Source organism: Streptomyces niphimycinicus, from assembly GCF_018883605.1.
In the GTDB taxonomy this organism is placed as follows: domain Bacteria; phylum Actinomycetota; class Actinomycetes; order Streptomycetales; family Streptomycetaceae; genus Streptomyces; species Streptomyces niphimycinicus.
Genome location: NZ_JAHLEM010000038.1, coordinates 56,597 through 79,926 on the forward strand (window position 1 = coordinate 56,597; position 23,330 = coordinate 79,926).

The 23,330-nt window shown below is 70.4% G+C and carries 21 protein-coding genes and 2 pseudogenes; 11 read left to right on the plus strand and 12 right to left on the minus strand.

Annotation, left to right across the window (positions count from 1 at the left end; translation table 11 throughout):
* Nucleotides 1–92 precede the first annotated feature (92 nt).
* Complete coding sequence (locus tag KN815_RS04865) at nucleotides 93–842, plus strand: sulfite exporter TauE/SafE family protein (protein ID WP_216340488.1); 750 nt, start codon at nucleotides 93–95, stop codon at nucleotides 840–842.
* Between the two features lie 147 nt (nucleotides 843–989).
* On the opposite strand, the gene KN815_RS04870 is transcribed toward KN815_RS04865, so the two are convergent.
* The 4 genes from KN815_RS04870 to icmF form a co-directional block, all read right to left on the minus strand.
* The gene (locus KN815_RS04870) at nucleotides 990–2,105 is read right to left on the minus strand and encodes a M24 family metallopeptidase (protein ID WP_216340489.1); all 1,116 of its coding nucleotides are present in this window, start codon (nucleotides 2,103–2,105) and stop codon (nucleotides 990–992) included.
* A 180-nt stretch (nucleotides 2,106–2,285) separates the two neighbouring features.
* Nucleotides 2,286–2,870, minus strand: a complete 585-nt coding sequence (locus KN815_RS04875; RefSeq protein WP_216340490.1) for an SUKH-4 family immunity protein — start codon at nucleotides 2,868–2,870, stop codon at nucleotides 2,286–2,288.
* 94 nt (nucleotides 2,871–2,964) lie between these two features.
* A complete protein-coding gene (locus tag KN815_RS04880; protein ID WP_216340491.1) occupies nucleotides 2,965–3,825 on the minus strand; it encodes a 3-hydroxybutyryl-CoA dehydrogenase in 861 nt (286 codons plus the stop codon).
* Nucleotides 3,826–3,900: 75 nt separating this feature from the next.
* Nucleotides 3,901–7,131, minus strand: a complete 3,231-nt coding sequence (gene icmF, locus KN815_RS04885; protein WP_216340492.1) for a fused isobutyryl-CoA mutase/GTPase IcmF — start codon at nucleotides 7,129–7,131, stop codon at nucleotides 3,901–3,903.
* Nucleotides 7,132–7,374: 243 nt separating this feature from the next.
* On the opposite strand from icmF, the gene KN815_RS04890 reads away from it, so the two are divergent.
* Nucleotides 7,375–7,668: a hypothetical protein gene (locus KN815_RS04890; RefSeq protein WP_216340493.1), complete on the plus strand. Its 294-nt coding sequence runs from the start codon at nucleotides 7,375–7,377 to the stop codon at nucleotides 7,666–7,668.
* 36 nt (nucleotides 7,669–7,704) lie between these two features.
* Here KN815_RS04890 and KN815_RS04895 read toward each other — a convergent pair whose 3' ends face one another.
* Entirely contained in the window at nucleotides 7,705–8,247 is a 543-nt protein-coding gene (locus KN815_RS04895) for a class I SAM-dependent DNA methyltransferase (RefSeq protein ID WP_216340518.1), read from the minus strand.
* Nucleotides 8,248–8,504: 257 nt separating this feature from the next.
* On the opposite strand from KN815_RS04895, the gene KN815_RS04900 reads away from it, so the two are divergent.
* Complete coding sequence (locus KN815_RS04900) at nucleotides 8,505–9,644, plus strand: PQQ-dependent sugar dehydrogenase (RefSeq protein ID WP_216340494.1); 1,140 nt, start codon at nucleotides 8,505–8,507, stop codon at nucleotides 9,642–9,644.
* 83 nt (nucleotides 9,645–9,727) lie between these two features.
* Here the strand turns inward: KN815_RS04900 and KN815_RS04905 are convergent, their stop codons facing one another.
* Both KN815_RS04905 and KN815_RS04910 read right to left on the minus strand, forming a co-directional pair.
* Nucleotides 9,728–11,224, minus strand: a complete 1,497-nt coding sequence (locus KN815_RS04905; RefSeq protein ID WP_216340495.1) for a sodium:solute symporter family protein — start codon at nucleotides 11,222–11,224, stop codon at nucleotides 9,728–9,730.
* Entirely contained in the window at nucleotides 11,221–11,421 is a 201-nt protein-coding gene (locus KN815_RS04910) for a DUF3311 domain-containing protein (RefSeq protein WP_216340496.1), read from the minus strand. The genes KN815_RS04905 and KN815_RS04910 overlap by 4 nt, the downstream gene beginning before the upstream one ends.
* A 445-nt stretch (nucleotides 11,422–11,866) precedes the next feature.
* On the opposite strand from KN815_RS04910, the gene KN815_RS04915 reads away from it, so the two are divergent.
* The 7 genes and pseudogenes from KN815_RS04915 to KN815_RS04945 all read left to right on the plus strand — a co-directional run bounded on the left by KN815_RS04915 (nucleotide 11,867) and on the right by KN815_RS04945 (nucleotide 18,690).
* Entirely contained in the window at nucleotides 11,867–12,256 is a 390-nt protein-coding gene (locus KN815_RS04915) for an allophanate hydrolase-related protein (protein WP_216340497.1), read from the plus strand.
* Entirely contained in the window at nucleotides 12,256–13,086 is an 831-nt protein-coding gene (locus tag KN815_RS04920) for a hydroxypyruvate isomerase family protein (protein ID WP_216340498.1), read from the plus strand. Before KN815_RS04915 ends, KN815_RS04920 begins: the two co-directional genes overlap by 1 nt.
* Before the next feature lie 46 nt (nucleotides 13,087–13,132).
* Nucleotides 13,133–14,077, plus strand: coding sequence for a 2-hydroxy-3-oxopropionate reductase (locus KN815_RS04925; protein WP_372458257.1), 945 nt, complete (start codon nucleotides 13,133–13,135; stop codon nucleotides 14,075–14,077).
* A gap of 37 nt (nucleotides 14,078–14,114) precedes the next feature.
* Entirely contained in the window at nucleotides 14,115–15,893 is a 1,779-nt protein-coding gene (gcl, locus tag KN815_RS04930; protein WP_216340500.1) for a glyoxylate carboligase, read from the plus strand.
* A gap of 23 nt (nucleotides 15,894–15,916) precedes the next feature.
* Nucleotides 15,917–16,942: pseudogene (alc, locus tag KN815_RS04935) on the plus strand (allantoicase); the annotation flags it as partial.
* Nucleotides 16,943–17,192: 250 nt separating this feature from the next.
* Nucleotides 17,193–18,305 carry a glycerate kinase gene (locus KN815_RS04940; RefSeq protein WP_216340502.1) on the plus strand — a complete coding sequence of 371 codons (1,113 nt, stop codon included), beginning with the start codon at nucleotides 17,193–17,195 and terminating at the stop codon, nucleotides 18,303–18,305.
* Nucleotides 18,306–18,396: 91 nt separating this feature from the next.
* Nucleotides 18,397–18,690 (plus strand): hypothetical protein, encoded by a 294-nt coding sequence (locus KN815_RS04945; RefSeq protein WP_216340503.1) that lies wholly within the window; start codon nucleotides 18,397–18,399, stop codon nucleotides 18,688–18,690.
* Nucleotides 18,691–18,882: 192 nt separating this feature from the next.
* Here the strand turns inward: KN815_RS04945 and KN815_RS04950 are convergent, their stop codons facing one another.
* From KN815_RS04950 to KN815_RS04960, 3 genes are read right to left on the minus strand one after another with little or no spacing between them, the layout of a single operon-like run.
* Entirely contained in the window at nucleotides 18,883–19,644 is a 762-nt protein-coding gene (locus tag KN815_RS04950; RefSeq protein WP_216340504.1) for a TIGR03943 family putative permease subunit, read from the minus strand.
* Entirely contained in the window at nucleotides 19,641–20,714 is a 1,074-nt protein-coding gene (locus KN815_RS04955) for a permease (RefSeq protein WP_372458258.1), read from the minus strand. The genes KN815_RS04950 and KN815_RS04955 overlap by 4 nt, the downstream gene beginning before the upstream one ends.
* Nucleotides 20,715–20,765: 51 nt before the next feature.
* Nucleotides 20,766–21,980 (minus strand): GTP-binding protein, encoded by a 1,215-nt coding sequence (locus tag KN815_RS04960; RefSeq protein ID WP_216340505.1) that lies wholly within the window; start codon nucleotides 21,978–21,980, stop codon nucleotides 20,766–20,768.
* 187 nt (nucleotides 21,981–22,167) lie between these two features.
* On the opposite strand from KN815_RS04960, the gene rpmF reads away from it, so the two are divergent.
* Entirely contained in the window at nucleotides 22,168–22,338 is a 171-nt protein-coding gene (gene rpmF / locus KN815_RS04965) for a 50S ribosomal protein L32 (protein ID WP_216340506.1), read from the plus strand.
* A gap of 4 nt (nucleotides 22,339–22,342) precedes the next feature.
* Here the strand turns inward: rpmF and KN815_RS50020 are convergent.
* Both KN815_RS50020 and KN815_RS04970 read right to left on the minus strand, forming a co-directional pair.
* Nucleotides 22,343–22,492, minus strand: a pseudogene (locus KN815_RS50020) (precorrin-6A synthase (deacetylating)); the annotation flags it as partial.
* A gap of 69 nt (nucleotides 22,493–22,561) precedes the next feature.
* The gene (locus KN815_RS04970) at nucleotides 22,562–23,323 is read right to left on the minus strand and encodes a CbtA family protein (RefSeq protein ID WP_216340507.1); all 762 of its coding nucleotides are present in this window, start codon (nucleotides 23,321–23,323) and stop codon (nucleotides 22,562–22,564) included.
* Nucleotides 23,324–23,330: the final 7 nt, after the last annotated feature.

Sequence of the window (23,330 nt, forward strand, 5' to 3'; positions counted from 1 at the left end):
CCTTGCCGCCTCGGCCCCGAACAGGTCCACTCCCGCGTCACCGGGACCGGGCCGCCGGTGGCCGGCGACAGCGGACAGAGTCGGCGAATAGGGTGACCGCCCTGCTCCTGGCCCTGATCGCAGGGGCCGTCGTCGGCCTGATGCTCGGCGCCCTCGGCGGTGGCGGCAGCGTCCTGGCGGTGCCCGCGCTGATCTACCTGCTCGGCTTCACCCCTGCCGCGGCCACCACCGCCGGCCTGATCATCATCACCGCCACGTCCCTGACCGCCCTGTACGCGCACGCCCGGGCCGGGCGGGTGCGGTGGAAGGCCGGGGCGGCGTTCGCAGCCGCCGGGATTCTTCCGGCGGCTGCCGCCGGAGCCGCCGCCGCCCACGTGCCCCAAGCCGTCCTCACCACCGCCTTCGCCGCTACAGCCATCCTCTCCGCCGTCAAAATGCTCCGGCCCGTTGACACCGCCCGCTCCGGGAGCGGCGACATACGGCCGGGCAGGGCAGCGGGAGCCGGGGCCGGCCTGGGCACACTGACCGGACTACTCGGTGTGGGCGGCGGCTTTCTCGCCGTCCCCGCCCTGGTCACCGTCCTGGCCTTCGAGATGGAGGCCGCAGTCGGCACCAGCCTGCTGGTCATCACGGCCAACTCACTGGCTTCCCTGGCCACTCGCTCCGGCGCCGCCGCCTCGCTCGACTGGGCGGTGATCGGCCCGTTCATCGGAACCGCGATCCTGGGCGCCTGGGACGGCAAGCGCATGGCCGCGAAGGTCTCCGGGCCCCGCCTCCAGCGCATTTTCGCGGTGGTCCTGCTGGCCGTGGCCGCCTTCATGCTTGCCGACGCCGTGACGTGACGTGCCGGCAGCCCAGATCGGCGACAACCCCCGCGGGTCATCGCGCATCGTATGCGCGATGAAGGTGTGTACTCCGTCGATCTGCGAACGCCGCGCACAGCGCCCTCACCCTCCCCGACTACGGCTGACCCGCACCCAGCAGGACGGTCACGGCAGTACCACCAGCTCACGGCTGGTGCGGTTGAGGCGTTCGCCGCCGTCGTCGGTGCAGATGACGATGTCCTCGATGCGGGCTCCGAACCGGTCGGGTAGGTAGATGCCCGGCTCGACGGAGAAGGCCATGCCGGGCTCCAGGGGGAGGGTGGAGCCCGCCACGATGTAGGGATCCTCGTGGGTTTCCAGTCCGATGCCGTGGCCGGTGCGGTGGATGAAGTTCGGCCCGAAGCCCGCGTCCGTGATGATGTCCCGGCCGATCGCGTCCAGTTGTTCGGCGGTGATACCGGGCCGCACCGCGTCGGTCTGGGCGCGCTGGGCGGTCAGCAGCACCTCGTACAGCCGTCGGTACTCCGCCGGCGGCTCGCCGACGACGTAGTCGCGGGTGGAGTCGGAGCAGTAGCCGTCTTCGGTGGTCCCGCCGATGTCGACCACCACGGGGTCGCCGGGCAGGATCACCCGGTCCGACAGCTCATGGTGGGGACTGGCGCCGTGGGGTCCGGAGCCGACGATGACGAAGTCGGTCCGTACATGGCCTTCGGCCGTGATGGCCTCCGCGATATCCCGGCCGACCTCGCGTTCGGTGCGCCCGGCGCGCAGCCACTCGCCCATGCGGGCGTGCACCCGGTCGATGGCCGCCCCCGCCCGGCGCAGCGCCTCGATCTCGGCCCGGGTCTTGCGGATCCGCAGCCGGCCGAGCACCTCTCCGGCGAGTGCCTGGTCGGTGTCGGGCAGCACGGCGCGGAAGGCGATCGTCTTCTCGGCCCACATGTGGTTGTCGACGCCGACCCGGGCCATCCCGGTGGGAAGCCGGGCCGCGATGAGGGCATACGGGTCCTCGGTCTCGGCCCAGCCGGTGATCTCGATGGCGAGATTCCCGGCCGGGGACGCGAGCGCGGCGGGCCGTTCCAACTCCGGTACCAGGAGGAAGGGTTCGGCGTCCACGGGGAGCACGAGGCAGGTGAGCCGCTCCAGGGGCAGGGCGTGGTAACCCGTCAGATAGCGCAGGTCGGCGCCGGGACTGATCAGCAGCGCGTCCAGACCGGCACCGGCGGCGGCCTCCCGGGCGCGCTCCAGACGGTCGGCGGGGTAGAGATCGGTGGGGATCACAGGGCGTACTCCATCCTGGTGTCGGGCCGGGCCGAGGCAGCGGGCCGGACCGTCCTCGACCGGCTGATGGCCGCTTCGGCCTCAGCCTCCACAGCATGCGGCACAACGGCAACCCCACGGGCACCGGACGCACCGCCGGTGCCAGGTCCGAGCCGACCGCCTGACCGACCGGACCCGCTCCTAGCCCAGACCCTCGAAGACCTCGCCCCAGAACCCGGATTCGTCCACATCCGAGTCCAGGTCGATCATGCGCTCCCGCAGATCGGTGACGGCGGCCGCCCGTACGGCCTCGTCGGCCGATTCCAGGGCCCTGCCCGATTCGGCGATCAGCCCGAGAAGGACGGCCAGCCGGGGCAGGGAATCGGCGGCCGGTCCCTGCCAGCCGTCTGCGTGGTCCCATCCGTTGGGGTCGTAGTGGGTGATGCCACCGTCCGCCGCTTCGAGCATCAGGTGCTGGTCGTACCGCGTGGCCACGGTGAAGCAGAAGTTCTTGGGCGGGGAGTCGTCGTCGGGGTAGCGGTTTCCGTAGATCTCGTCGGCGTCGAACGGTTCCAGCCCGCCCTCGTCCCGCACATGCCGTGTGTCGATCCGTACGACGTCGAGACGGACGGCGGGAAAACCGACCGTGAGCAGGAACTCCCTCGACTGGGCATCGGTCAGCTCAACCGGCAGACCGGCCTCGTCCGGTCGCCAGAGCGAGCCTTCGCCCAGCCGCTGTTCCAGCCACGCCGCGTCCGGTATGCGTGGAGTGTCGTTGCTTTTCACCGCGTGGCCCCCATGAAGTCCGCGTCGTTCCGTCGTTGCGGATCCCAGTCAATCGCATCGGGGGGCCAAGCTTTTCAGGGCCACGGGGTGGCTCTCAGGAATCGTAGGTGTAGAAGCCACGTCCGCTCTTACGGCCGAGATGGCCTGCCGCGACCATGCGGCGCAGCAGGGCGGGCGGTGCGTACAGGGGCTCCTTGAACTCCTCGTACATCGACTCGGCCACCGCCTGGATGGTCTCCAGGCCGATGAGGTCGAGCAGGCGGAGCGGTCCCATGGGGTGGGCGCAACCGAGTTCCATGCCCTGGTCGATGTCATCCGGACGGGCGGCGCCCGATTCCACCATGCGCACCGCGCTGAGCAGGTAGGGCACCAGGAGGGCGTTGACGACGAAGCCGGAGCGGTCGGGTGCCTGGATGGCCTGCTTGCCGAGCTGCTCGGCGATGTCGTGGGTGCGCCGCACGGTCTCCTGGCTGCTGGTGAGCGCGGGGATGACCTCGACGAGCTGTTGCACGGGCACGGGGTTGAAGAAGTGCATGCCGATGACCTGGGCGGGCCGTTCCGTGGCCACCGCCAGGTCGACGATGGGAATCGAGGAGGTGTTGGTGGCCAGGATCGCCGCCGGGTCCGCCACGACCTTGTCCAGGGCGCGCAGGACGTCGGTCTTGATGTCGCGGTTCTCGGCGACGGCCTCGATGACGAACTGGCGGTCGGAAAGGTCACCGAGATCGTGGGTGAAGGAAAGCCGGGCGAGGGCCTGGTCGCGCTGCTCCTCGCTGAGCTTGCCACGCCGTATGCCCCGGTCGAGGGAGGCGGTCAGACGACGGCGGCCCGCCTCGGCGGCGTCCGGGGTGGCTTCGGCGACACGGACATCGATGCCGTGGCGGGCGGCGACTTCGGCGACGCCGGAGCCCATGAGGCCGCAGCCGACGACGCCGAGACGGGTGACGGGATCCATCTGAGGTTCGCTCCGATGAGTTGGGGGGTGTGCCGGGGGTGTGCCGGGGGTGCCGCAGGAGGTACGCCGGGCCGGTCAGACGTTGCGGCGGTACTGGCCGCCGACCTCGAAGAACGCGTCGGTGATCTGCTGCAACGAGCAGACCCGGGCGGCGTCCATGAGGACGGCGAAGACGTTGCGGTCGCTCACCGCCGCGTCCTTGAGGGCGTCCAGCGCGGCGTGGGCCGTCTCGTGGTGGCGGCCCTGGAAGTCCCGCACCCGCGCCAACTGGGACTGCTTCTCCTCCTCGGTGGCGCGGGCCAGTTCGATGGCCTCGGGCTCGGCGGTGTCCGCGTGCGGGTTGCGGAAGGTGTTGACGCCGATGATCGGCAGGGTGCCGTCGTGTTTGCGCTGCTCGTACAGCATCGACTCGTCCTGGATCCGGCCGCGCTGGTAGCCGGTCTCCATCGCGCCGAGCACGCCGCCGCGCTCGCTGATCCGCTCGAACTCCTCGAGGACGGCCGCCTCCACCAGGTCGGTCAGCTCGTCGATGATGAAGGACCCCTGGAGGGGGTTCTCGTTCATCGCCAGCCCCCACTCGCGGTTGATGATGAGCTGGATGGCGAGGGCCCGGCGGACCGAGTCCTCGGTGGGGGTGGTGACCGCCTCGTCGTAGGCGTTGGTGTGCAGGCTGTTGCAGTTGTCGTAGATCGCGATGAGCGCCTGAAGGGTGGTGCGGATGTCGTTGAAGTCCATCTCCTGGGCGTGCAGCGAGCGGCCGGAGGTCTGGACGTGGTACTTCAGCTTCTGGCTGCGCTCGTTCGCGCCGTACTTCTCCTTCATCGCCACGGCCCAGATGCGGCGGGCGACCCGGCCGAGGACGGAGTACTCGGGGTCCATGCCGTTGGAGAAGAAGAACGACAGGTTCGGGGAGAAGTCGTCGATGTGCATGCCCCGGGCGAGGTACGCCTCGACATAGGTGAAGCCGTTGGCCAGGGTGAAGGCGAGCTGGCTGATGGGATTCGCACCGGCTTCGGCGATGTGATAGCCGGAGATGGACACCGAGTAGAAGTTGCGGACCTTGTTGGCGATGAACCACTCCTGGATGTCCGCCATCATCCGCAGCGAGAACTCGGTGGAGAACAGGCAGGTGTTCTGGCCCTGGTCCTCCTTGAGGATGTCGGCCTGCACCGTGCCGCGCACGCTTCCCAGCGCATGAGCGCGCAGTTCGGCCGTCTCCTCGGACGACGGGTCGCGGCCCTCGGCGGTACGGAACCTCTCGATCTGCTGGTCGATCGTGGTGTTGAGGAAGAACGCCAGGATGGCCGGGGCCGGTCCGTTGATCGTCATGGAGACCGAGGTGGTCGGCGCCACCAGGTCGAAGCCGTCGAAGAGCGTCTTCATGTCCTCCAGGGTCGCCACCGACACTCCGGAGGTGCCGACCTTGCCGTAGTTGTCGGGGCGCTCGTCCGGGTCCCGGCCGTAGAGGGTGACGGAGTCGAAGGCGGTGGACAGCCGGGTGGCCGGCTGGCCCTCGGACAGCAGCTTGAAGCGCCGGTTGGTGCGGAACGGGTCGCCCTCCCCCGCGAACATCCGCGCCGGGTCCTCGCCGTCGCGCTTGAAGGGGAACACCCCGGCGGTGAACGGGAAGTGGCCGGGCAGGTTCTCCCGGCGCCAGAACCGCACCAGTTCCCCGTGGTCGGTGAAGCGGGGCAGGGCGACCCGGGGGATCTTGTTGCCGGACAGGGACTCGCGGGTGAGCGTGGTGCGGATCTCCCGGTCCCGTATCTTCACGATCTGCACGTCGCCGGAGTAGGAGGCCACGACGGCGGGCCAGTTGCCGAGCTGTTCCGCGACCTCGTGCGGGAGTTTCCGGCGGGCGTCCTCGAGCAGCGAGCGCACATTCCCGGCGTCGGAGCCGGCCTGGACGAGTTCGCCCTCGACCGCCTCCAGGCGCTGCACCCGCCGGGCCGACTCGGCCAGCCGGTCGGTCTCGGCGTGGTAGCCGCGGACCAGCTCGCCGATCTCGGCGAGGTAGCGCACCCGCTCGGCGGGAACCACCTGCCGGATGCCGGAGGAGTGGCGCACGTCGACGGGCGCCAGCCTGCCCTCGGACAGCGGCAGCCCCTTCTCGGCCAGGGTGCCCTTCAGGTGCTGGTACAGCGCGGTGACGCCGTCGTCGTTGAACGTGGCCGCCGAGGAGCCGTACACCGGCATGTCCTCGGGCCGCATGCCGAACGCCTCGCGGTTGCGCACCAGTTGGCGGCCCACGTCGCGCAGCGCGTCCTTGGCGCCGCGCCGCTCGAACTTGTTGATCGCCACGACGTCGGCGAAGTCGAGCATGTCGATCTTCTCGAGCTGCGAGGCGGCGCCGAACTCGGGTGTCATCACATACATCGAGGTGTCGACGAACGGCACGATCGCCGCGTCGCCCTGGCCGATGCCCGGCGTCTCCACGATCACCAGGTCGAACCCGGCGGCCTTCACCACGTCGATCACGTCCGCCAGGTGCTCCGGCAGCTCGCGGCTGTTGCGGGTGGCCAGGCTCCGGAAGAACACCCGGTGCCCGTCCAGGGAGTTCATCCGGATCCGGTCACCGAGCAGCGCACCGCCACCACGGCGGCGGGTCGGGTCGACCGCGATCACCGCGATCCGCAGCTTGTCCTGCTGGTCGACGCGGAACCGGCGCACCAACTCATCGGTGAGCGAGGATTTGCCCGAGCCGCCGGTTCCGGTGATGCCGAGCACCGGTGTGATCCGTGCCGCCGCGGCGGTACGGAGCTGGTCCAGGAAGTCCGGGGGCAGCTTGCCGAGTTCGGCGCCGGTGATGGCGCGGGCGACCGCGAACCGGTCACCGGCGAGTACGGCGGCGGTCTCGGCCGGCCTGCCGTCCCAGAGGTCGAAGTCGCAGTCCTTCATCACCGAGTTGACCATCCCGGCGAGGCCCATCCGCTGCCCGTCCTCCGGGGAGAAGATGGTCACTCCGCGCTCGCGCAGCCGGCCGATCTCCTCGGGCACGATGACGCCGCCGCCACCGCCCACCACACGGACGTGCTCGGCTCCCTGCGCGCGCAGCGACTCCACCAGGTACTCGAAGTACTCCACGTGACCGCCCTGGTAGGACGAGACCGCGACACCGTGTGCGTCCTCCTCCAGCGCCGCGTCCACCACCTCCCGCACCGACCGGTTGTGACCGAGGTGGATCACCTCCGCGCCCTGGGACTGGAAGATCCGTCGCATGATGTTGATCGACGCGTCATGCCCGTCGAACAGCGCCGAAGCGGTGACCAGGCGGACGGGGTGCGCAGGACGGTGCAGATCGCTCATGAGGGCCTTCCCGGACAGCTCAGGGCACTGACTGAAGAGATAGTAGGACGTCCTAGTAAATCACCGGAGGCGCGGGCGGTGTGAAGAGCAGCACATGAGCAGCCCGAACGATCCCGTGCCCTGCGCAACCGGCTGGTCGCCACCGCCCACGCCAGCGGTTTCGTACGGGACGGGCTGCCGCTCAGCGGCGACGCCGAGTACTGGGGCCGTCTGGCGGCCGATTCGGCTGGTGGCCGGGGTGCGATGTCGTGGAACTGGCCGTGGCCGCGGGAGTTCCCCGCATCACCTTCGTCACCCCGGGAGGGCGTCGCCCTCGCCCACCACGCCTCCGGACGGATCACCACCGTGCCCGCCGACCAGGTCGTCGTCGTGGGGGAACGCCGCCCACGCGCCACCCCGGACTACGCCAACCCCCTGGTACTGACGGTCGGCGACGCCGTGGTTCCGCGACGTGTCGCGCACGCGATCGCCGAGGGGCGGGAAGCCGCCGTGCGCATCGCCGCCGCCCTACGACACGGTGTGGCTCCCACGCCGTAGGAACTCCCGGTTCCCCTCCGGCCCGGCAGCGGGCATTCAGGGCTTGATATGCACGGAAACGGCATACGTCCCGTCGGTGTAGGGATCGCGGGACCATGTCGCGTACCTGGCTTCGAGGGTGAGCCCCGCCGCACGGCAGTGTGCGTCGTAGTCGTCCAGGGTGTAACCGCGGTCCAGGGCGAAACCCGCGACGAGACGGCCGCCCGGACGCACATGCGCCGCCGCCCCGGCCACCAGGGCCGGTTCCGTTCCCGGCGGGGTGAACAGCGGGACATTGCCCGCCAGCACCACGACATCGAACGACGACCCCAGGTCGAGGCCGACCAGATCCCGCTGGTACCAGCGGATCTCCGGCGCCAGCCGCCGGGCGGTGGCGAGCATCGACGCGTCGGTGTCCACACCCACCACGTCGATCCCGTGCCGGGCCAGTTCGATGGCCACCCGGCCGGTGCCACAACCCGCGTCGAGGACCGTGGCGGGCCGAAAGGAGCGGACCAGCGCGGCCTCACCGTGGATATCCCCTCCTTCGGCGGCGATGCGGTCGAACCGCGACTGGTACGCGTCACCGTTCCACGTCATGCTCATGCGGCCAGAGTGTCATACGCGCGGTCGCGCGAGACGGTCCGGGCAGGTTGTCCCGCGGTCGTACCGCGGCACACTCGACGGGCCAGAAAGTCATCTTGGTCTATACCAAGACCGTCCGCCCCAGTATTCTCATCCAAAGCCAGTAGCACACCATCCCCCCACCCAGGTTGCGCGCCGGCGCGGGCGACACCCCCTGAACCTGCCCAAGCAGCCGGGTGACCTCCCGATTCACCGCCTCCAGGAGGATCACGGTGAAAGTTCGCACCAGGAGTTCGGCGATCATCGGCACCATCTGCCTCGCCGCTTCCCTCGCCCTGACCACGGCATCCGCCGAGGAGCCCGGCGCGCCGCGGCAGGCAGCGGCGAAGGTCGCGCTCAAGAACGTGGCCACGGCGCAGAATCCGACCGCCGGCGCCGCCGGCCCCGGAGACACGGTCTGGATTGCCGAACGGCCAGGCACCGTAAGGGTTTTGGATGATCAGGGGCTGGGGGAACCCGTCCTCGACATCTCCGACGAGACCACCACCGACGGTGAACGCGGCCTGCTGGGTATCGCGTTCGACAAGGGATTCGCGCACTTCTACATCTCGTTCACAAACCTCGAAGGCACCAGCACCGTGGACGAGTTCGCCATGCGGGACGGCAAGATCCAGCCGGAGACCCGGCGCACCGTCCTCACCCAGACGCAGCCGTATTCGAACCACAACGGCGGCGACATCAAGTTCGGCCCCGACGGCTATCTCTACATCGCATTGGGCGACGGGGGCGCGGGGGGCGATCCGCACGGCAACGGGCAGAACCTCGACACGCTGCTCGGCAAGCTTCTGCGGATCGACCCGAGCGGCGGCGACCCGTACGCGATCCCGCCGGACAACCCGTTCGTGGACGACCCGAACGCCAGGGACGAGATCTGGGCGTACGGGCTGCGCAACCCGTGGCGGTTCTCCTTCGACGCGGAGACCGGCGACCTGCTGATCGGTGACGTCGGCCAGAACGACTGGGAGGAGATCGACTGGGCCCCGGCGAACAGCAAGGGTGGCGAGAACTACGGCTGGTCCCAGATGGAGGGCACCCATCCGTTCCGTGGCGGCACGGAACCCGCGAACCACGTGCCGCCGGTCCATGAGTACGACCGCAGCAATCTGGGCTGCTCGGTGACCGGCGGCTATGTCTACCGAGGCAACGCGATCCCGGACCTCAAGGGTCAGTATGTGTTCAGCGACTACTGCGACGGCACCGTCCGCTCTCTGGTCATGGAGAACGGCAAGGTGACCGGCGTGAACGACCTCGGAGTGGGCGGCGGCGAGGTCATCTCGTTCGTGCAGGGCGGCAGTGGCGAGCTGTATGTGCTCGCCATAGGTGGCAGCGTCTCCCGCATCGACCCGGCGTAACGGCTACGGGAAGACGCCGCCGAGCAGCGGGTGCGGCCCTGGGCCGGGGCCTCCGTATGAGGTTCCGGCCCAAGGGGGGCGGGTCAGCCGGTGCCGGCCGCGGCTTCGGGGCGCAGGGCGGCGGTGGTGGCGGGGGCGGGGCTCTCGGCGCGGGTGACGGCGGAGACGGCCACCATGACCACGGTGTTGAGGACGAGGGCGATGATGCCGACGTTGAGGTCCTTCACCGCCTGCGGGAGCCCCGGCAGGAGGCTGCCCACCGTGACATCGGAGAGGGTGACGACGGCGACCGTGGTGACGCCGACGACGATGCCCGCCGCCGCTCCCTGTTTGGTGACGAACCGCCGTGGCGCGAGGCTCGCCAGCAGTGCGGGGAAGAGCTGGGTGACCAGCGCGTAACCCATGAGCAGCAGCGAGACGATCGAGCTGCCGCCGTTGAAGGTGAAGTAGAGGGAGATCAGGGCGAGGGCGGGGACGAGCCACTGTGCCAGGCGGCCGATGTGCCGCTCGCTGGTGCCGGGCCGGGCGAGGCGGTAGACGTTCTTCGACAGACAGGTCGCGGAGGTCATGAGCAGCAGGGATCCGGGGACCAGCGCGGTGAGCAGCCCGGCGCCACCCACGATGCCGACGAACCAGGACGGAAAGGTGGCGGTGGTGATGCGCAGCAGGGACAGATCCGCGTCCGCGCCCTTGAGCCCGGGCACGACCAGGATCGCGGTGAAGCCGGCGAAGAAGACGAAGAGCAGGATGAGCTGGTAGAGCGGCATGAAGATGGCGTTGCGGCGGAAGACGCGTTCGTTCTGGGCGCTGTAGGAGGCGCTGAACGTGTGCGGCCACATATAGAAGCCGACAGCCGAGAGCAGCACGGTGGAGGCGAACCACGAGGCGCTCATGCCGCTGGAGGGCAGGGTGAGAAGCTGGGGGTGGGCCTTGTCCACCGCGTGGAACATCTCCCCGACGCCGCCGTAGTAGTGCAGCGGCAGGTAGATGCCCAGGATGAGGACGACCGCGAGGATGGCGACGTCCTTGAGCACCGATGTCCAGGCCGAGCCGTGGATGCCCGAGATCGTCACATAGAGGGTCAGCGCCACTGTGCCGATCACGATGGCCCAGTGGGAGGAGACGCGGCCGTCGGAGGCGACGGACACGATGATCCCCAGCCCTTTGAGCTGTAGGACGAGATAGGGCACCATCGCGACGACTCCGACGAGGGCCACCAGCGCACCGAGCAGCGGGCTGTCGAATTTGGCGACGAAGAAGTCGGACTGCGAGATCAGCCGGTGCTGCTTGGCGTAGCGCCACACGGCCGGGAGCAGCCAGTACGACAGGACGTAGGCAAGTGAGGCGTAACAGAGGATGTAGTACGCGGGCGCTCCCTTGCCGTAGGCCCATCCCGAGGCGCCCAGGAAGGTGAAGGTCGTGTAGATCTCGCCGGCCAGCAGCAGAAAGACGAAGACCGTCCCGAAGCCGCGGCCGCCCACCGACCACTGTTCGAGATCCATGGACCTGCCACGGCGGGCGCGCAGTCCCAGGCCCAGGGCGGCGAGCAGGAAGGCGAAGATGACGGCGAGGGCGATCATGAGCTGTGCTCCTCCCGGTTCGCCGGGTCCAGGTGGTAGATGACGGCCATGGTCGCGGAGATCAGCACGACCCACATGACCAGCCAGAAGAGGTTGAACGGCATACCGAGGACATAGGGCGTCACCCGGTTCGCGATGAAGATTCCCCCGAGGATCCCGAGGAACGGGATCACGCCGAGCAGATGGATGGGTTTCACGTCGAGAACCTCCTGGGACGGGCCGTAACTCCACGGATGGGGCGACGCCGTCTGGGGTGGGTGGCACGTCCCACGCGGTGCGCTGGGGACGGGGCCGTTGGGACGCCGCGCATGGCGTAGAAGAGGCGGCGCCTCGGCGGATCGCCTACTGCCGACCGAGGCCGCGGTGGCAGATGAGATGGGGCCGAAGTGCCTTTCGCCATGCGGAATTAATTTTTCGATTGGCAGATGTATAGGTCCACCACGAGGGCCTGTCAAGGCTTTGCACGTCCTCGTGCCGCCCGTCCGTCCGGACGTCGCCACCCGCGCCGATGAGTCTGCCACCGAAGTGCGGGGCGCGGGGCGCGAGCATCCGGACCGAGCGACGAGCGGGGGTTGTTATTCCGTATTGCAGAAAATACTATCCACATCGCAGAAGTTCTCCCCCCTCGAGAACGGAGACCCCATGGCACGCATGTTCCTCAACGGCCAGGCGATGGAGGGCGGCCCCTTCCATCACCATCTGCGCGGAGCCCCCCTCGTGGCCCGGACCCGCACCGCCCCCGGCTATCGCTTGTTCTCGATCCGGGACGTCTGCCCCGGGCTGCTGCCCGACCCCGGAGTCGGCACCGCGGTGGAAGGCGAGGTCTACGACGTCCCCGACGAGGTGCTGCGCGACCATCTGCTGCCCACCGAGCCGCCGGAGCTGGAGTTCGGGATCATCCGGCTCCAGGACGGCTCCTCGTCCTTCTCGATGGTTCTTCGCCGCGGCGAACTGGAGAAGGGCGTTCACCAGGACATCAGCGACTTCGGCGGCTGGCGTCCGTACCTGAAGACCCTCGGCCGGGAGAACTGATGAACAACCGACTTCCCCACACGGTCAATCTGTCGATCCTCTTCACCGAGCTGCCGCTGCTCGAGCGTCCGGCCGCCGCGAAGTCCGCGGGGTTCGACGCGGTCGAGTTCTGGTGGCCCTATCCGACGGCCGTGCCGACGGACACGGAAGTCGACGCCTTCGTACGGGCGGTGCGGTCCGCCGGAGTCCGCCTGACCGGCCTGAACTTCTTCGCCGGGGACATGCCCGGGGGCGACCGCGGTCTGGTGTCCTGGCCGGGCCGGGCCGCGGAGTTCCGCGACAACATCGACGTCACCGTGGCGATCGGCGAGCAACTGGGCTGCCGTTCGTTCAACGCGCTGTACGGCAACCGGGTCGACGGCACCGCCCCGGCGGAGCAGGATGACCTGGCGGTGGAGAACCTGGCGCTGGCCGCCAAGGCCGCCGAGCGCGTCGGCGGCACGATCCTGCTGGAGCCGGTCAGCGGTGCCCCCGCGTACCCGCTGCTCACCGCGGCGGACGCGATCGCCGTCATCGACCGGGTGACGGCCGAGTCCGGCAGCCGCAACCTCCGTCTGCTGGCCGACCTCTACCACCTGGCCGTCAACGGCGACGACGTGGCCGGGGTGATCGCCACCCTCGCCGACCGCATCGGCCATGTCCAGATCGCCGACGCACCCGGGCGGGGCGCGCCCGGTACCGGGCGGCTGGACCTCGACGGGCTGCTGCTGCGCCTCCAGGACACGGGTTACGCGGGCTGGGTGGGCCTGGAGTACAAGCCCGCGGGCCCGAGCGCGGACAGCTTCGGGTGGCTCCCCTTCGAGCGGCGCGGCAGCGACCGCGACGCCTGACCGGGACCCGCTGGTGCGGACCACCACGACGGCCCGGACGACCCGGATGACGCGAACGACACCGAACGACACGGACGACACGAAGGAACCCACGATGAGCGCCACTTCCCGGAACATCGCCTTCATCGGCCTGGGCATCATGGGCGGCCCGATGGCCGCCAACCTGGTGAAGGCCGGACACACCGTCACCGGCTACAGCCGCGGCCGCGCGGCCGTGGACACCTTGACCGCCGCCGGTGGCCGGGGCGCCGACAGCATCGCCGAGGCGGTGCGCGAGGCCGAGGTCGTGATCACCATGGTCCCGGCCGACCCGCAGGTGAAGGAGGTCGTCCTCGGCGAGGGCGGCGTCCTGGAACACGCCAGGCCGGGCACCTTGCTGATCGACATGAGTAGCATCACCCCGCAGACCTCGCTGGAGGTGGACGCCGCCGCGCGGGACAAGGGCCTGCGTACGCTCGACGCCCCGGTGTCCGGCGGCGAGGCGGGCGCCATCGAGGGGGTGCTGTCCATCATGGTCGGCGGCGACCCGGACGACTTCGCCGATGCGGGGCCGGTGTTCGAGGCACTGGGCACCACCATCGTGCACGTCGGCCCGCACGGGGCCGGGCAGACGGTCAAGGCCGCCAACCAGCTCATGGTCGCCATCCATCTGGAGGCGCTGGCCGAGGCCGTGGTCTTCCTGGAGAACGCCGGCGTGGACCTGAAGGCGGCGCTGGAGGTCCTGGGCGGGGGCCTGGCCGGCTCCACCGTGCTGGCCCGTAAGCGGCAGGCGGTGCTCGACCGCGATTTCAAGCCCGGCTTCCGTATCGACCTGCACCACAAGGACATGGGCATCGTCGTCGACGCGGCACGGGCCGTGGCGGCGCCCCTGCCGGTCGGCGCTCTCGTCGCCCAACTGGTCGCCTCGGCCCGCGCCTACGGCGACGGCGGGCTCGACCACTCCGCCCTGCTGCGCGGCGTCGAGCGGCTGGCCGGCCGCGCCACCCGGTGAACCCACCCCCGATGTACCAATCGACAGGAGCATCCTCATGGCTCGAATGACCGCGGCCCAGGCGGCGGTGGAGATCCTCAAGCGTGAGGGAACCACCCATGTCTTCGGCCTGCCCGGTGCGGCGATCAATCCCTTCTACTCCGCGATGCGCACCAATGGCGGCCTGACCCATGTCCTCGCCCGGCATGTGGAGGGGGCCTCGCATATGGCCGAGGGCTACACCCGTACGAGGGCCGGGAACATCGGGGTCTGCGTGGGCACCAGCGGCCCCGCTGGCACCGACATGATCACCGGGCTGTACTCGGCCGCGGCGGACTCGATCCCGATCCTGTGCATCACCGGTCAGGCACCGGTGGCCAAGCTGCACAAGGAGGACTTCCAGGCCGTCGACATCGCCTCCATCGCGGCGCCGCTGACCAAGATGGCGATGACGGTGCTGGAGCCCGCGCAGGTGCCCGGCGCCTTCCAGCAGGCGTTCCACCTCATGCGTTCCGGGCGGCCCGGTCCGGTGCTGATCGATCTGCCGATCGATGTCCAGATGGCGGAGATCGAGTTCGACCTGGAGACGTACCAGCCGCTTCCGGTCCACCGGCCGGCCGCCACCCGGGCCCAGATCGACAAGGCCATCGAACTGCTCCAGGCCGCCGAACGGCCGCTGATCGTCGCCGGCGGCGGCGTCATCAACGCCGACGCGGCCGAGCTGCTGGTGGAGTTCGCCCAGCTCACCGGGGTTCCGGTGGTGCCCACGCTGATGGGCTGGGGCGCCATCCCCGACGACCACCCGCTCATGGCGGGCATGGTCGGTCTCCAGACCTCCCACCGCTACGGCAACGCCACCCTGCTGGAGTCCGACTTCGTCCTCGGCATCGGCAACCGCTGGGCGAACCGCCACACCGGCGGCCTCGACACGTACACCCGGGGCCGTACCTTCGTCCACGTCGACATCGAACCCACTCAGATCGGCCGGGTCTTCGCGCCCGACTACGGCATCGTCTCCGACGCCAGGCCCGCGCTGGAGCTGTTCGTCGCGGCGGCGCGGGAGCTGAAGGCCGCCGGAGCGCTCAGGGACCGTGACGACTGGGCCGACACCTGCCGGCAGCGCAAGGCCACCCTGCTCCGCAGGACCCACTTCGACCAGGTGCCGGTCAAGCCGCAGCGGGTCTACGAGGAGATGAACAAGGCGTTCGGGCGCGATACGCGCTACGTCTCCACCATCGGCCTCTCCCAGATCCAGGCCGCGCAGATGCTCCATGTCTACCGCCCCCGGCACTGGATCAACGCCGGTCAGGCCGGGCCGCTGGGCTGGACCGTGCCCGCCGCCCTGGGGGTCGCGACCGCCGATCCGGACGCCACCGTCGTCGCCCTCTCCGGCGACTACGACTTCCAGTTCATGATCGAGGAACTCGCCGTCGGCGCCCAGTTCCAGATCCCCTACCTCCATATCGTCGTCAACAACGCCTACCTCGGTCTGATCCGCCAAGCGCAGCGCGGCTTCGACATGGACTACTGCGTCCAGTTGTCCTTCGACAACGTCAACGCCCCCGAGGTGGGCGGCTACGGCGTCGACCACGTCAAGGTCGCCGAGGGGCTGGGCTGCAAGGCCGTCCGCGTCTTCGAGCCGGACCGCATCGCGCCCGCCCTCGAAGAGGCCAGGAAGCTCATGGCCGAGCACCGGGTGCCGGTGGTCGTCGAGGTCATCCTCGAGCGCGTCACGAATGTGTCCATGGGGACCGAACTCGACAACGTCACGGAGTTCGAGGACGTGGCCACCGGCCCCGACCACGCCCCGACGGCACTCCGCATGGCCCTCGGCTGACCTGCGGGAACAGGAGAGAGAACATGAGCGACTTCACCCAGCTTCCCGACTTCACCCGGCTTCCCGACCTCACCGCCCGCGCCCTCGGCGGCGGTGTCGTCGCGGCCAACGACGAGTTCTTCGCCGAGAAGGAAAACCTGCTGCGCCCCACGGCACCCGTGTTCCAGCCCCACACCTTCGGGCACAAGGGCCAGATCATGGACGGCTGGGAAACCCGGCGCCGCCGCCCCGAATACGAGGCGGGCGACCACGACTGGGCCGTCGTACGGCTCGGCGCGCCGGGCGTGATCCGCGGTGTCGTCGTCGACACGGCACACTTCACCGGCAACTACCCGGAGTCGTGTTCGCTCGACGCGTGTGCCGTCGAGGGCTATCCCGCACCGGCCGAACTCGAAGAAGCCGCATGGGTGCCGATCGTTGCGCCGAGCCCCCTGAACGGAGACACCCGGCATCTCTTCGAGGTCGAGTCCGACCGGCGTTTCACCCATGTCCGTCTCAACATCCACCCCGACGGCGGGGTGGCCCGGCTGCGGGTCCACGGCGATGTGGTCCCGGACCCGCGGTTCCTCGCCGGCTCGGCCTGGGACCTGGGCGCGGTGGAGAACGGCGGCCGCGTCGTCGACGCCAGTGACCGCTTCTACTCCCCGCCCAACAATGTGCTCTCCCCGGGGCTGCCCCGGGTGATGGGCGACGGCTGGGAGACCCGCCGGCGCCGCGGTGGCGGCAACGACTGGATGATCGTCGAACTCGCCGTGCGCGGACACCTCACCCAAGCCGCCGTCGACACCTCGTACTTCATCGGAAACTCGCCGGGTTCGGCTCGGCTGCGCGGCATCGACGCCACGGTGGCGGACCCGGACGATCCCGGGGCCTGGTTCGACCTGCTGCCGCGCACCCGGCTCCAGCGGGACACCCGGCACCGCTTCCGTATCGGCGCCTCCCGCCCGGTCAGCCACGTCAAGCTCGACATCTATCCCGACGGTGGCCTGGCACGGCTCCAGTTGTTCGGCGAGCCCACTCCCGCCGGGCTGGCCGCGCTCGGGCTGCGCTGGTTCGATCTGCTGCCCGCGGCTCAGGCGGTTCAGGTCCTGGTCACCGAGTGCGGCGCGACACCGGAACGGGCGCGGGACATCGTCGACAGGCGCCCGCTGACCGATCCGGACGGACTGGCCAAGGCGCTGGAGGAATGCGAGCCGTTCGTGGCCGACCGCGTACGCGGCCTGGTGGCGACGGCACCCTGACCGCACGGCGGACGACGCCGGGCGGATCGCCGCCCGGCCCGGAGGGAGAGGAAAACGGGTGCGGGTACTGATCGCGGCGGACAAGTTCAAAGGGTCGCTGACCGCGGCCCAGGTGGCCGAACGGCTCGCCGCCGGGCTCCGGCGGGCGGCCCCCCATGTGTCGGTCGCGTCCGTACCGGTCGCCGACGGCGGTGACGGGACGGTGGACGCGGCGGCCGTGGCCGGGTTCGGCCGACACGAGATACGCGTGACCGGACCCGTGGGCAAGCCGGTGACCGCCGCCTACGCCCTGCGGGACGGCGCCGCGGTCGTCGAAATGGCCGAGGCGTCCGGGCTGCGGCACCTCCCGGCGGACGTCTTCGCGCCGCTCACCGCCACGTCGTACGGCACCGGCGAGGTGCTGCGCGCCGCGCTGGACGCCGGGGCCCGTTCGATCGCCCTGGGTGTCGGCGGCAGTGCGACGACGGACGGCGGCGCGGGGATGCTGTCCGCGCTCGGCGCGCGGTTCCTGGAGGCGTCCGGCGCCTTGGTCGGCCCCGGCGGGGCGGCGCTGGCCCGGCTCGCGAAGGCCGACCTGTCCGGGCTCGATGCCCGGCTCGCGGAGGTGGACCTCGTGCTGGCGAGCGATGTCGACAACCCGCTGCTCGGGCCGAAGGGCGCGGCCGCGGTCTACGGGCCCCAGAAGGGCGCCTCCCCGCAGGAGGTGGACATCCTCGAGGACGCCCTGCGCCACTACGCGCGAACGTGCGGAGCGCTCGCCATGGCCGCCGAGCCCGGGGCCGGTGCGGCCGGCGGCCTCGGCTTCGGCGCCCTCACCGCACTGCGGGCGCGGTTTCGCCCCGGAGTGGAGGTGATGCTGGACCTGCTCGGTTTCGACGAGGCCCTGGCACAAGCGGACCTGGTGATCACCGGTGAGGGCTCCCTGGACGCCCAGACCCTGCACGGCAAGGCGCCGGCCGGTGTCGCCTCCCGGGCCCGCGCACGCGGCCTGCCCGTCGTCGCCGTCTGCGGCCGCCTGTCCCTGGACCCGGCCGCCTTGCACGCCGTCGGCATCCACCGGGCCTACGCCCTGACCGAACTGGAGCCCGATATCCCCCGCTGCCTCGCGGAGGCGGGGCCCCTGCTGGAGCGGGTGGCGGCGCGCATGGCGAGGGACTTCCTGCCCGTCTGAGACCGGCGCGGCCACATCGCGGCGCCGTGCGGCCGCGCTCATCGGTGGCACGAGTGCAGAATGGGCCAGGGGGGAGAGAGAAGGTGCCCCCATGACCACACACGCTCCCCACACCGGCCACTCCCACCAGCATGGCAGCGGCTGCGGCCACGTCGCCGTCCCGCACGACGATCACACCGACTACGTCCACGACGGCCATCTGCACCGGGCACACGACGACCACGTCGACGAGTGCGAGCCCCGTGGCCACACCGTCCACGAAGGCCACGACCACCAGCACAGCGCCGACTGCGGACATGTCGCCGTACCGCACGGCAATCATGTGGACTACGTCCACGACGGCCATCGCCACGCCCAGCACGAGGGCCACTGGGACGACCACTGACCACGCCCTGGCCGACACCGGAAGGGCGGGGCCCCAGACCGGCGGTCTGGGGCCCCGCCTTTCTCCGGCCCGCCTTTCTCCGGCCCGCCTTTCTCCGGCCCGCCTTTCTCCGGCCCGCCTTTCTCCGGCCCGCCTTTCTCCGGCCCGCCTTTCTCCGGCCCGCCTTTCTCCGGCCCGCCTTACCGGCCCGTTTCAGCGGCCCGGCCGGGTCGCCACCGCGTCGTTGTACGGGTCCTTGGGCGCGGGAACGCGCTTGACGGACGTGGCGTCCAGGGCCGGGCTCGCGTCGTCCGTCCCGACCTTGCCGGTGGGGTGCCAGGTGCCGGTGACGGTGACCCAGGCATCGGCGGGCGGCGCCGCGGCCCCGTGCACCCGCACCTTGCGCACCGTCGCGTCGGCGGCACAGCAACTGATGGCCAGGCGGCTGACGTACCAGGTGCCGTGGCGGCCGGGGGTGACGAAGCCGGTGAGGCGCACAGTGTGCCCCTTGAGGGTGCCGTCGGTGTCCCAGACCGCCCGGGAGCTGAAGTCGTTGAGCGACAACTCGACGATCCCGCTGCGCGGGAGGGCGGAGAAGAGGCTGTCCCCGGCGGTGGGGGCCTTGGCCTTCGCCTCGTCGCGGGCGGCGGTGTACGAGCCGAGCGCGGGTGGTGCGAGGAACAGGATGGTCAGCGCCGGTATGTACAGCAGCCAGGCGATCCGCGGCCCCTGAGAGTGATCGTGGCCACCGCCATGGTGGCCACCGTGGTCGTCGTCCGTACGCGGGCGATTGAAGGGAAAGCCGTCGCGGGCGGCGCTGACCGCGCCGAGCACGATCAACAGCACCCCCGAGGCGATGAGCGCCGGCCGCAGGCCAGAACGCACATAGCGCAGATACAGATCGGTCAGCAGCGAGATATGCAGCAGACCGACGCCGGTGAACAGGAGCAGCAGCACCTGGACGTTGCGTTTCACAGCAGCCACCACCCCACCAGAGCACTGGACAACACCGCCACGACCCAGGTGGCCGACGAGAAGCGCAGGGCGAAAGCCCGCCCGAACGTGCCCGACTGGAGCGCGATCAGCTTCAGGTCGACCATCGGGCCCACCACCATGAAGGCGAGCCGGGCGCTGGGCGAGAACCCGGTGAGCGAGGCGGCGACAAACGCATCGGCCTCGGAGCACACCGCGAGGACCACCGCCAGCATCCCCAGCATGGGCAGCGACCACCACACGGAGTCGGAGAAGAGCCGCAACACGGAGTGCGGCACCGTCACATTGAACGTGGCCGCGGCCGCCGCGCCGACCACGAGGAACCCTCCGGCGTGCAGAAAGTCGTGCTGGAGCGAGACCCGGAACTCCTCCGCCCGGCTCGCACCGGCGGTGTGCCCGGTGGGTCCCTTCGGGGCGCGCAGCCACTCCTCGCGGCCCAGGCGGAGCCACAGCCAGCCCATCACCACGGAGGTCAGCAGCGAGGCGACGAGACGGGCCGCGACCATCCAGGGGTTGCCGGGGAAGGCCACGTACGTCGCCATCAGCACGATCGGGTTGATGGCGGGGGCCGACAGCAAAAAGGCCAGCGCCGCCGCCGGGGTCACCCCCCGCCGCATCAGACTGCCCGCCACCGGGACCGACGCGCATTCGCACCCCGGCAGCACCGCCCCGGCCACCCCCGCGACCGGCACCGCGAGCGCCGGGTTGCGCGGAAGCACCCGAGTGAACACCCACGCCGGTACGAAGGCGCTGATCGCGGCCGACACCAAGGTGCCGAGCAGCAGAAACGGCACCCCCTGGATGACGATCGCGGTGAACACCGTCCGCCACGCCGCCACCGCCCGGCTGTCGAGCCCGGCGGAGATCTCCGGCCCCAGCACGATGGCGACGACCCCGAGCACCGCCACGGGCAGCCCCGCGATCAACGCATGAGAGGCGACACGTACGGCTACGCGCGGGCCGCCACTCCCGTCGGAATGCGCGGCCGACGGCGTCCGGCCGTGGGCAGGGCTCTCGGACAGCGGTGGCGCGACGTCGACATCCCGATCCACTACGCCTCCCCTCACACCACTCGTCGTATCGGCGGCATCCGCGGCCACACCCTAGCGGCGGTCGCCCGATGACCGTTCGCCGAGCAGCGGATCGGGCAGGCGGGCCCAGCGCTCGGTGCCGAGGGCCAGTTCACCGTCGTCGAGTACGGCGGCGTCCAGCGCGGCCCACAGCCGGTCGGGGTCCAGGTCGGCACCGGTGAAGACGATCTCGTTGCGCCGTTCGCCGTAGTAGTCGTCCCAGTACCACGAGGCGAGCGTCCGGCGCTGAGGCGAGGCTGCGCGCCATGCCGCGGTGTCCTCGTCCGCCAACCAGCCTCCCGCCTCGCGCAGTTCGAGGTGGCGCCCGGCCGAGCGCCAGGAGATGACCGTCCGCGCGCGGGTGGCCATCCACACATGTCCGCGGCTGCGCACCACCGACTGCATGACGCGCGGCAGGCTCGCCGCCAGCCGCTCGGGATGTAGCGGGCGCCGGGACCGCCACAGCACCGAGGACACGCCGTGGTCGACGCCGCGGCGGCGTACGACGGGGGCGACGATGTCAAGACGGTCGGCCGGTCCGGCCGTGCTCCAGCCGGAGTCGGACCGGGCCAGCGCCGTCAGCTCGGTGACATCGGCGTCGTCCGAGTCGAGATGCACCACTGCGGACGGGTTGAGATGGCCGAGCAGGGCGCGGCACCCTTCCCGGCGGCCGTCCCCCTCCCCCGGCCCGCCCCGCACCACCATCACCTGGGCCGCCTCCAACTGGCGGGCGGCGGCTTCGGCGACCGTGAGGGGCGCGGCATTCGGGTCATGGCCGAAGATGCGGGTGGCGCGGTGCACACAGCGCAGATCGTTCAGCAGGCGCCCGGGGTCCACGCCGACGGCGGTCGGGGCCAGTTCGTAGTGGTGCGACAGCGGAGTCCTGCCCAGTGGGGTCCGCCACAGCTCGGCGAGAAACGGCGCGGTGTCCACGGTGTCGGGGAGCGCGAGCACGACATGCGGACGTGAGGCGGTCCGGGCGATGGTGTCCAGATCCTGCCGGATGATCACCGCCGGGTCTCCGGTGGCTCCTTGACACAGCGAGGCGCGCCGCCGTTCCGCACCGCCCATGACGAAGCGCTGTACGAAGGGGTACCGCCCCGTCCCGTCGGCGTGGACCGAGACCGAGAGCACCAGCGCGTCGGGCGAGGCACCCCGCAGCAGGTCCAGTACGCGCCCCCGGACTTCCGGGGTGTTGCCGCACACCAGGCCCAGCAGGCCCCGGCCCGTGTCCGCGCCGGCGCTCACTCCGTTGCCTGGGCAAGGGCGGTCACGACGGCGTGGGCGGTTCTGCGCACCCGCAGCAGCACCAGCGGCACATCTCCTCCTGGATGACGACGTCACAGTGTCACCGCGAAGACTACATGGAAACGGTACCCATTTTCATATACGCTGCGGCTGACCACCTGCCGAACAGCGAAGGACCCGTGACGACATGGCCGTGCCCAAGCGGAAGATGTCCCGGAGCAACACCCGCCACCGCCGCGCCCAGTGGAAGGCGAGCACACCGGAACTGGTGACGATCACCATCGGCGGCCGCGAACACCGGGTGCCGCGCCACCTCGCCCCCGCCTACCGGCGCGGCCTGCTGCACCCCGAGGGCTGACCGCTCAAGGCGTCGACGGATCGCTCACCGGATACGTGTCAATGATCCAGCCATGCCGGTCACGCGCCTGCGCCCACAGCCATCGGATACGGCCGGACACCTCTCGCAGTGGCCCGGCGATCAGCAGTTCGTCGGGCGTGCCGAGGCAGGCGCCCCCACGAGAATCCGGCGTTGCCGCGTGGTCATGCGACGGCTCGCACCAGCTACTCGTACTCCTCGATGGTCAGTTCGTCGCGGTTGCCACCGTCCGGCTCTCATCGGCCTTCGCGGGCCTGGGATTCAGCAGCCGCTCGGCAAGCTCACCGAAGAGAAGACCGAAACCACCCCACAGGATCACCTGCATGGCCAGCGCGGACAGCCGGAACCGCCACAACACCGTGGCGGGAAAGTCCCCCGGCACCTCATTGACCACCGGCAGGAAGGCAAACGCCAACCCGATCACGACCGCGAACGCGGCCACCGCCACCACGGTCGCGTACCAGGTGCCCAGCCTCGGGACGAGCCGCTTGCCCACAATCGTGGCCCCGACCGCCAGGAGCACGCTGAGCACCATCATCAGGAAGTACAGCGTCGTACGCTTGCCGATCGTGTCGGCATTGCCCACCGCGGGCGGATTGGCCGGATACTTCAGGAACGGCACCACATACACCGCCAGCAGCGCGCACCCCGACAGCAGCAGCGCGGTGGCCCGCGGGGTGAAACGGCCGACACGGCCCAGGGCCACGCAGTACGCCAGAGCGGCGATACCGCCGAAGGCGATCCCGTAGACCAGGACACCGGTGGCCAGCCCGGCCGTGGACTGCACACCACGCGAGACCAGCTCGACCTCATGCTCATGCGCGGGAGCGTGAGCCCCCTCGAAGCTGATCGCGCGATCGACGCTCGGCTCGCCCAGGAAATAGGCGGCGACCAGGGCCAACACACCGGCCCCCAGACCCGCGAGCATGCCCCGGATCAGCAGATTTCTTACCAGTGCGGAATTCATGACTGTG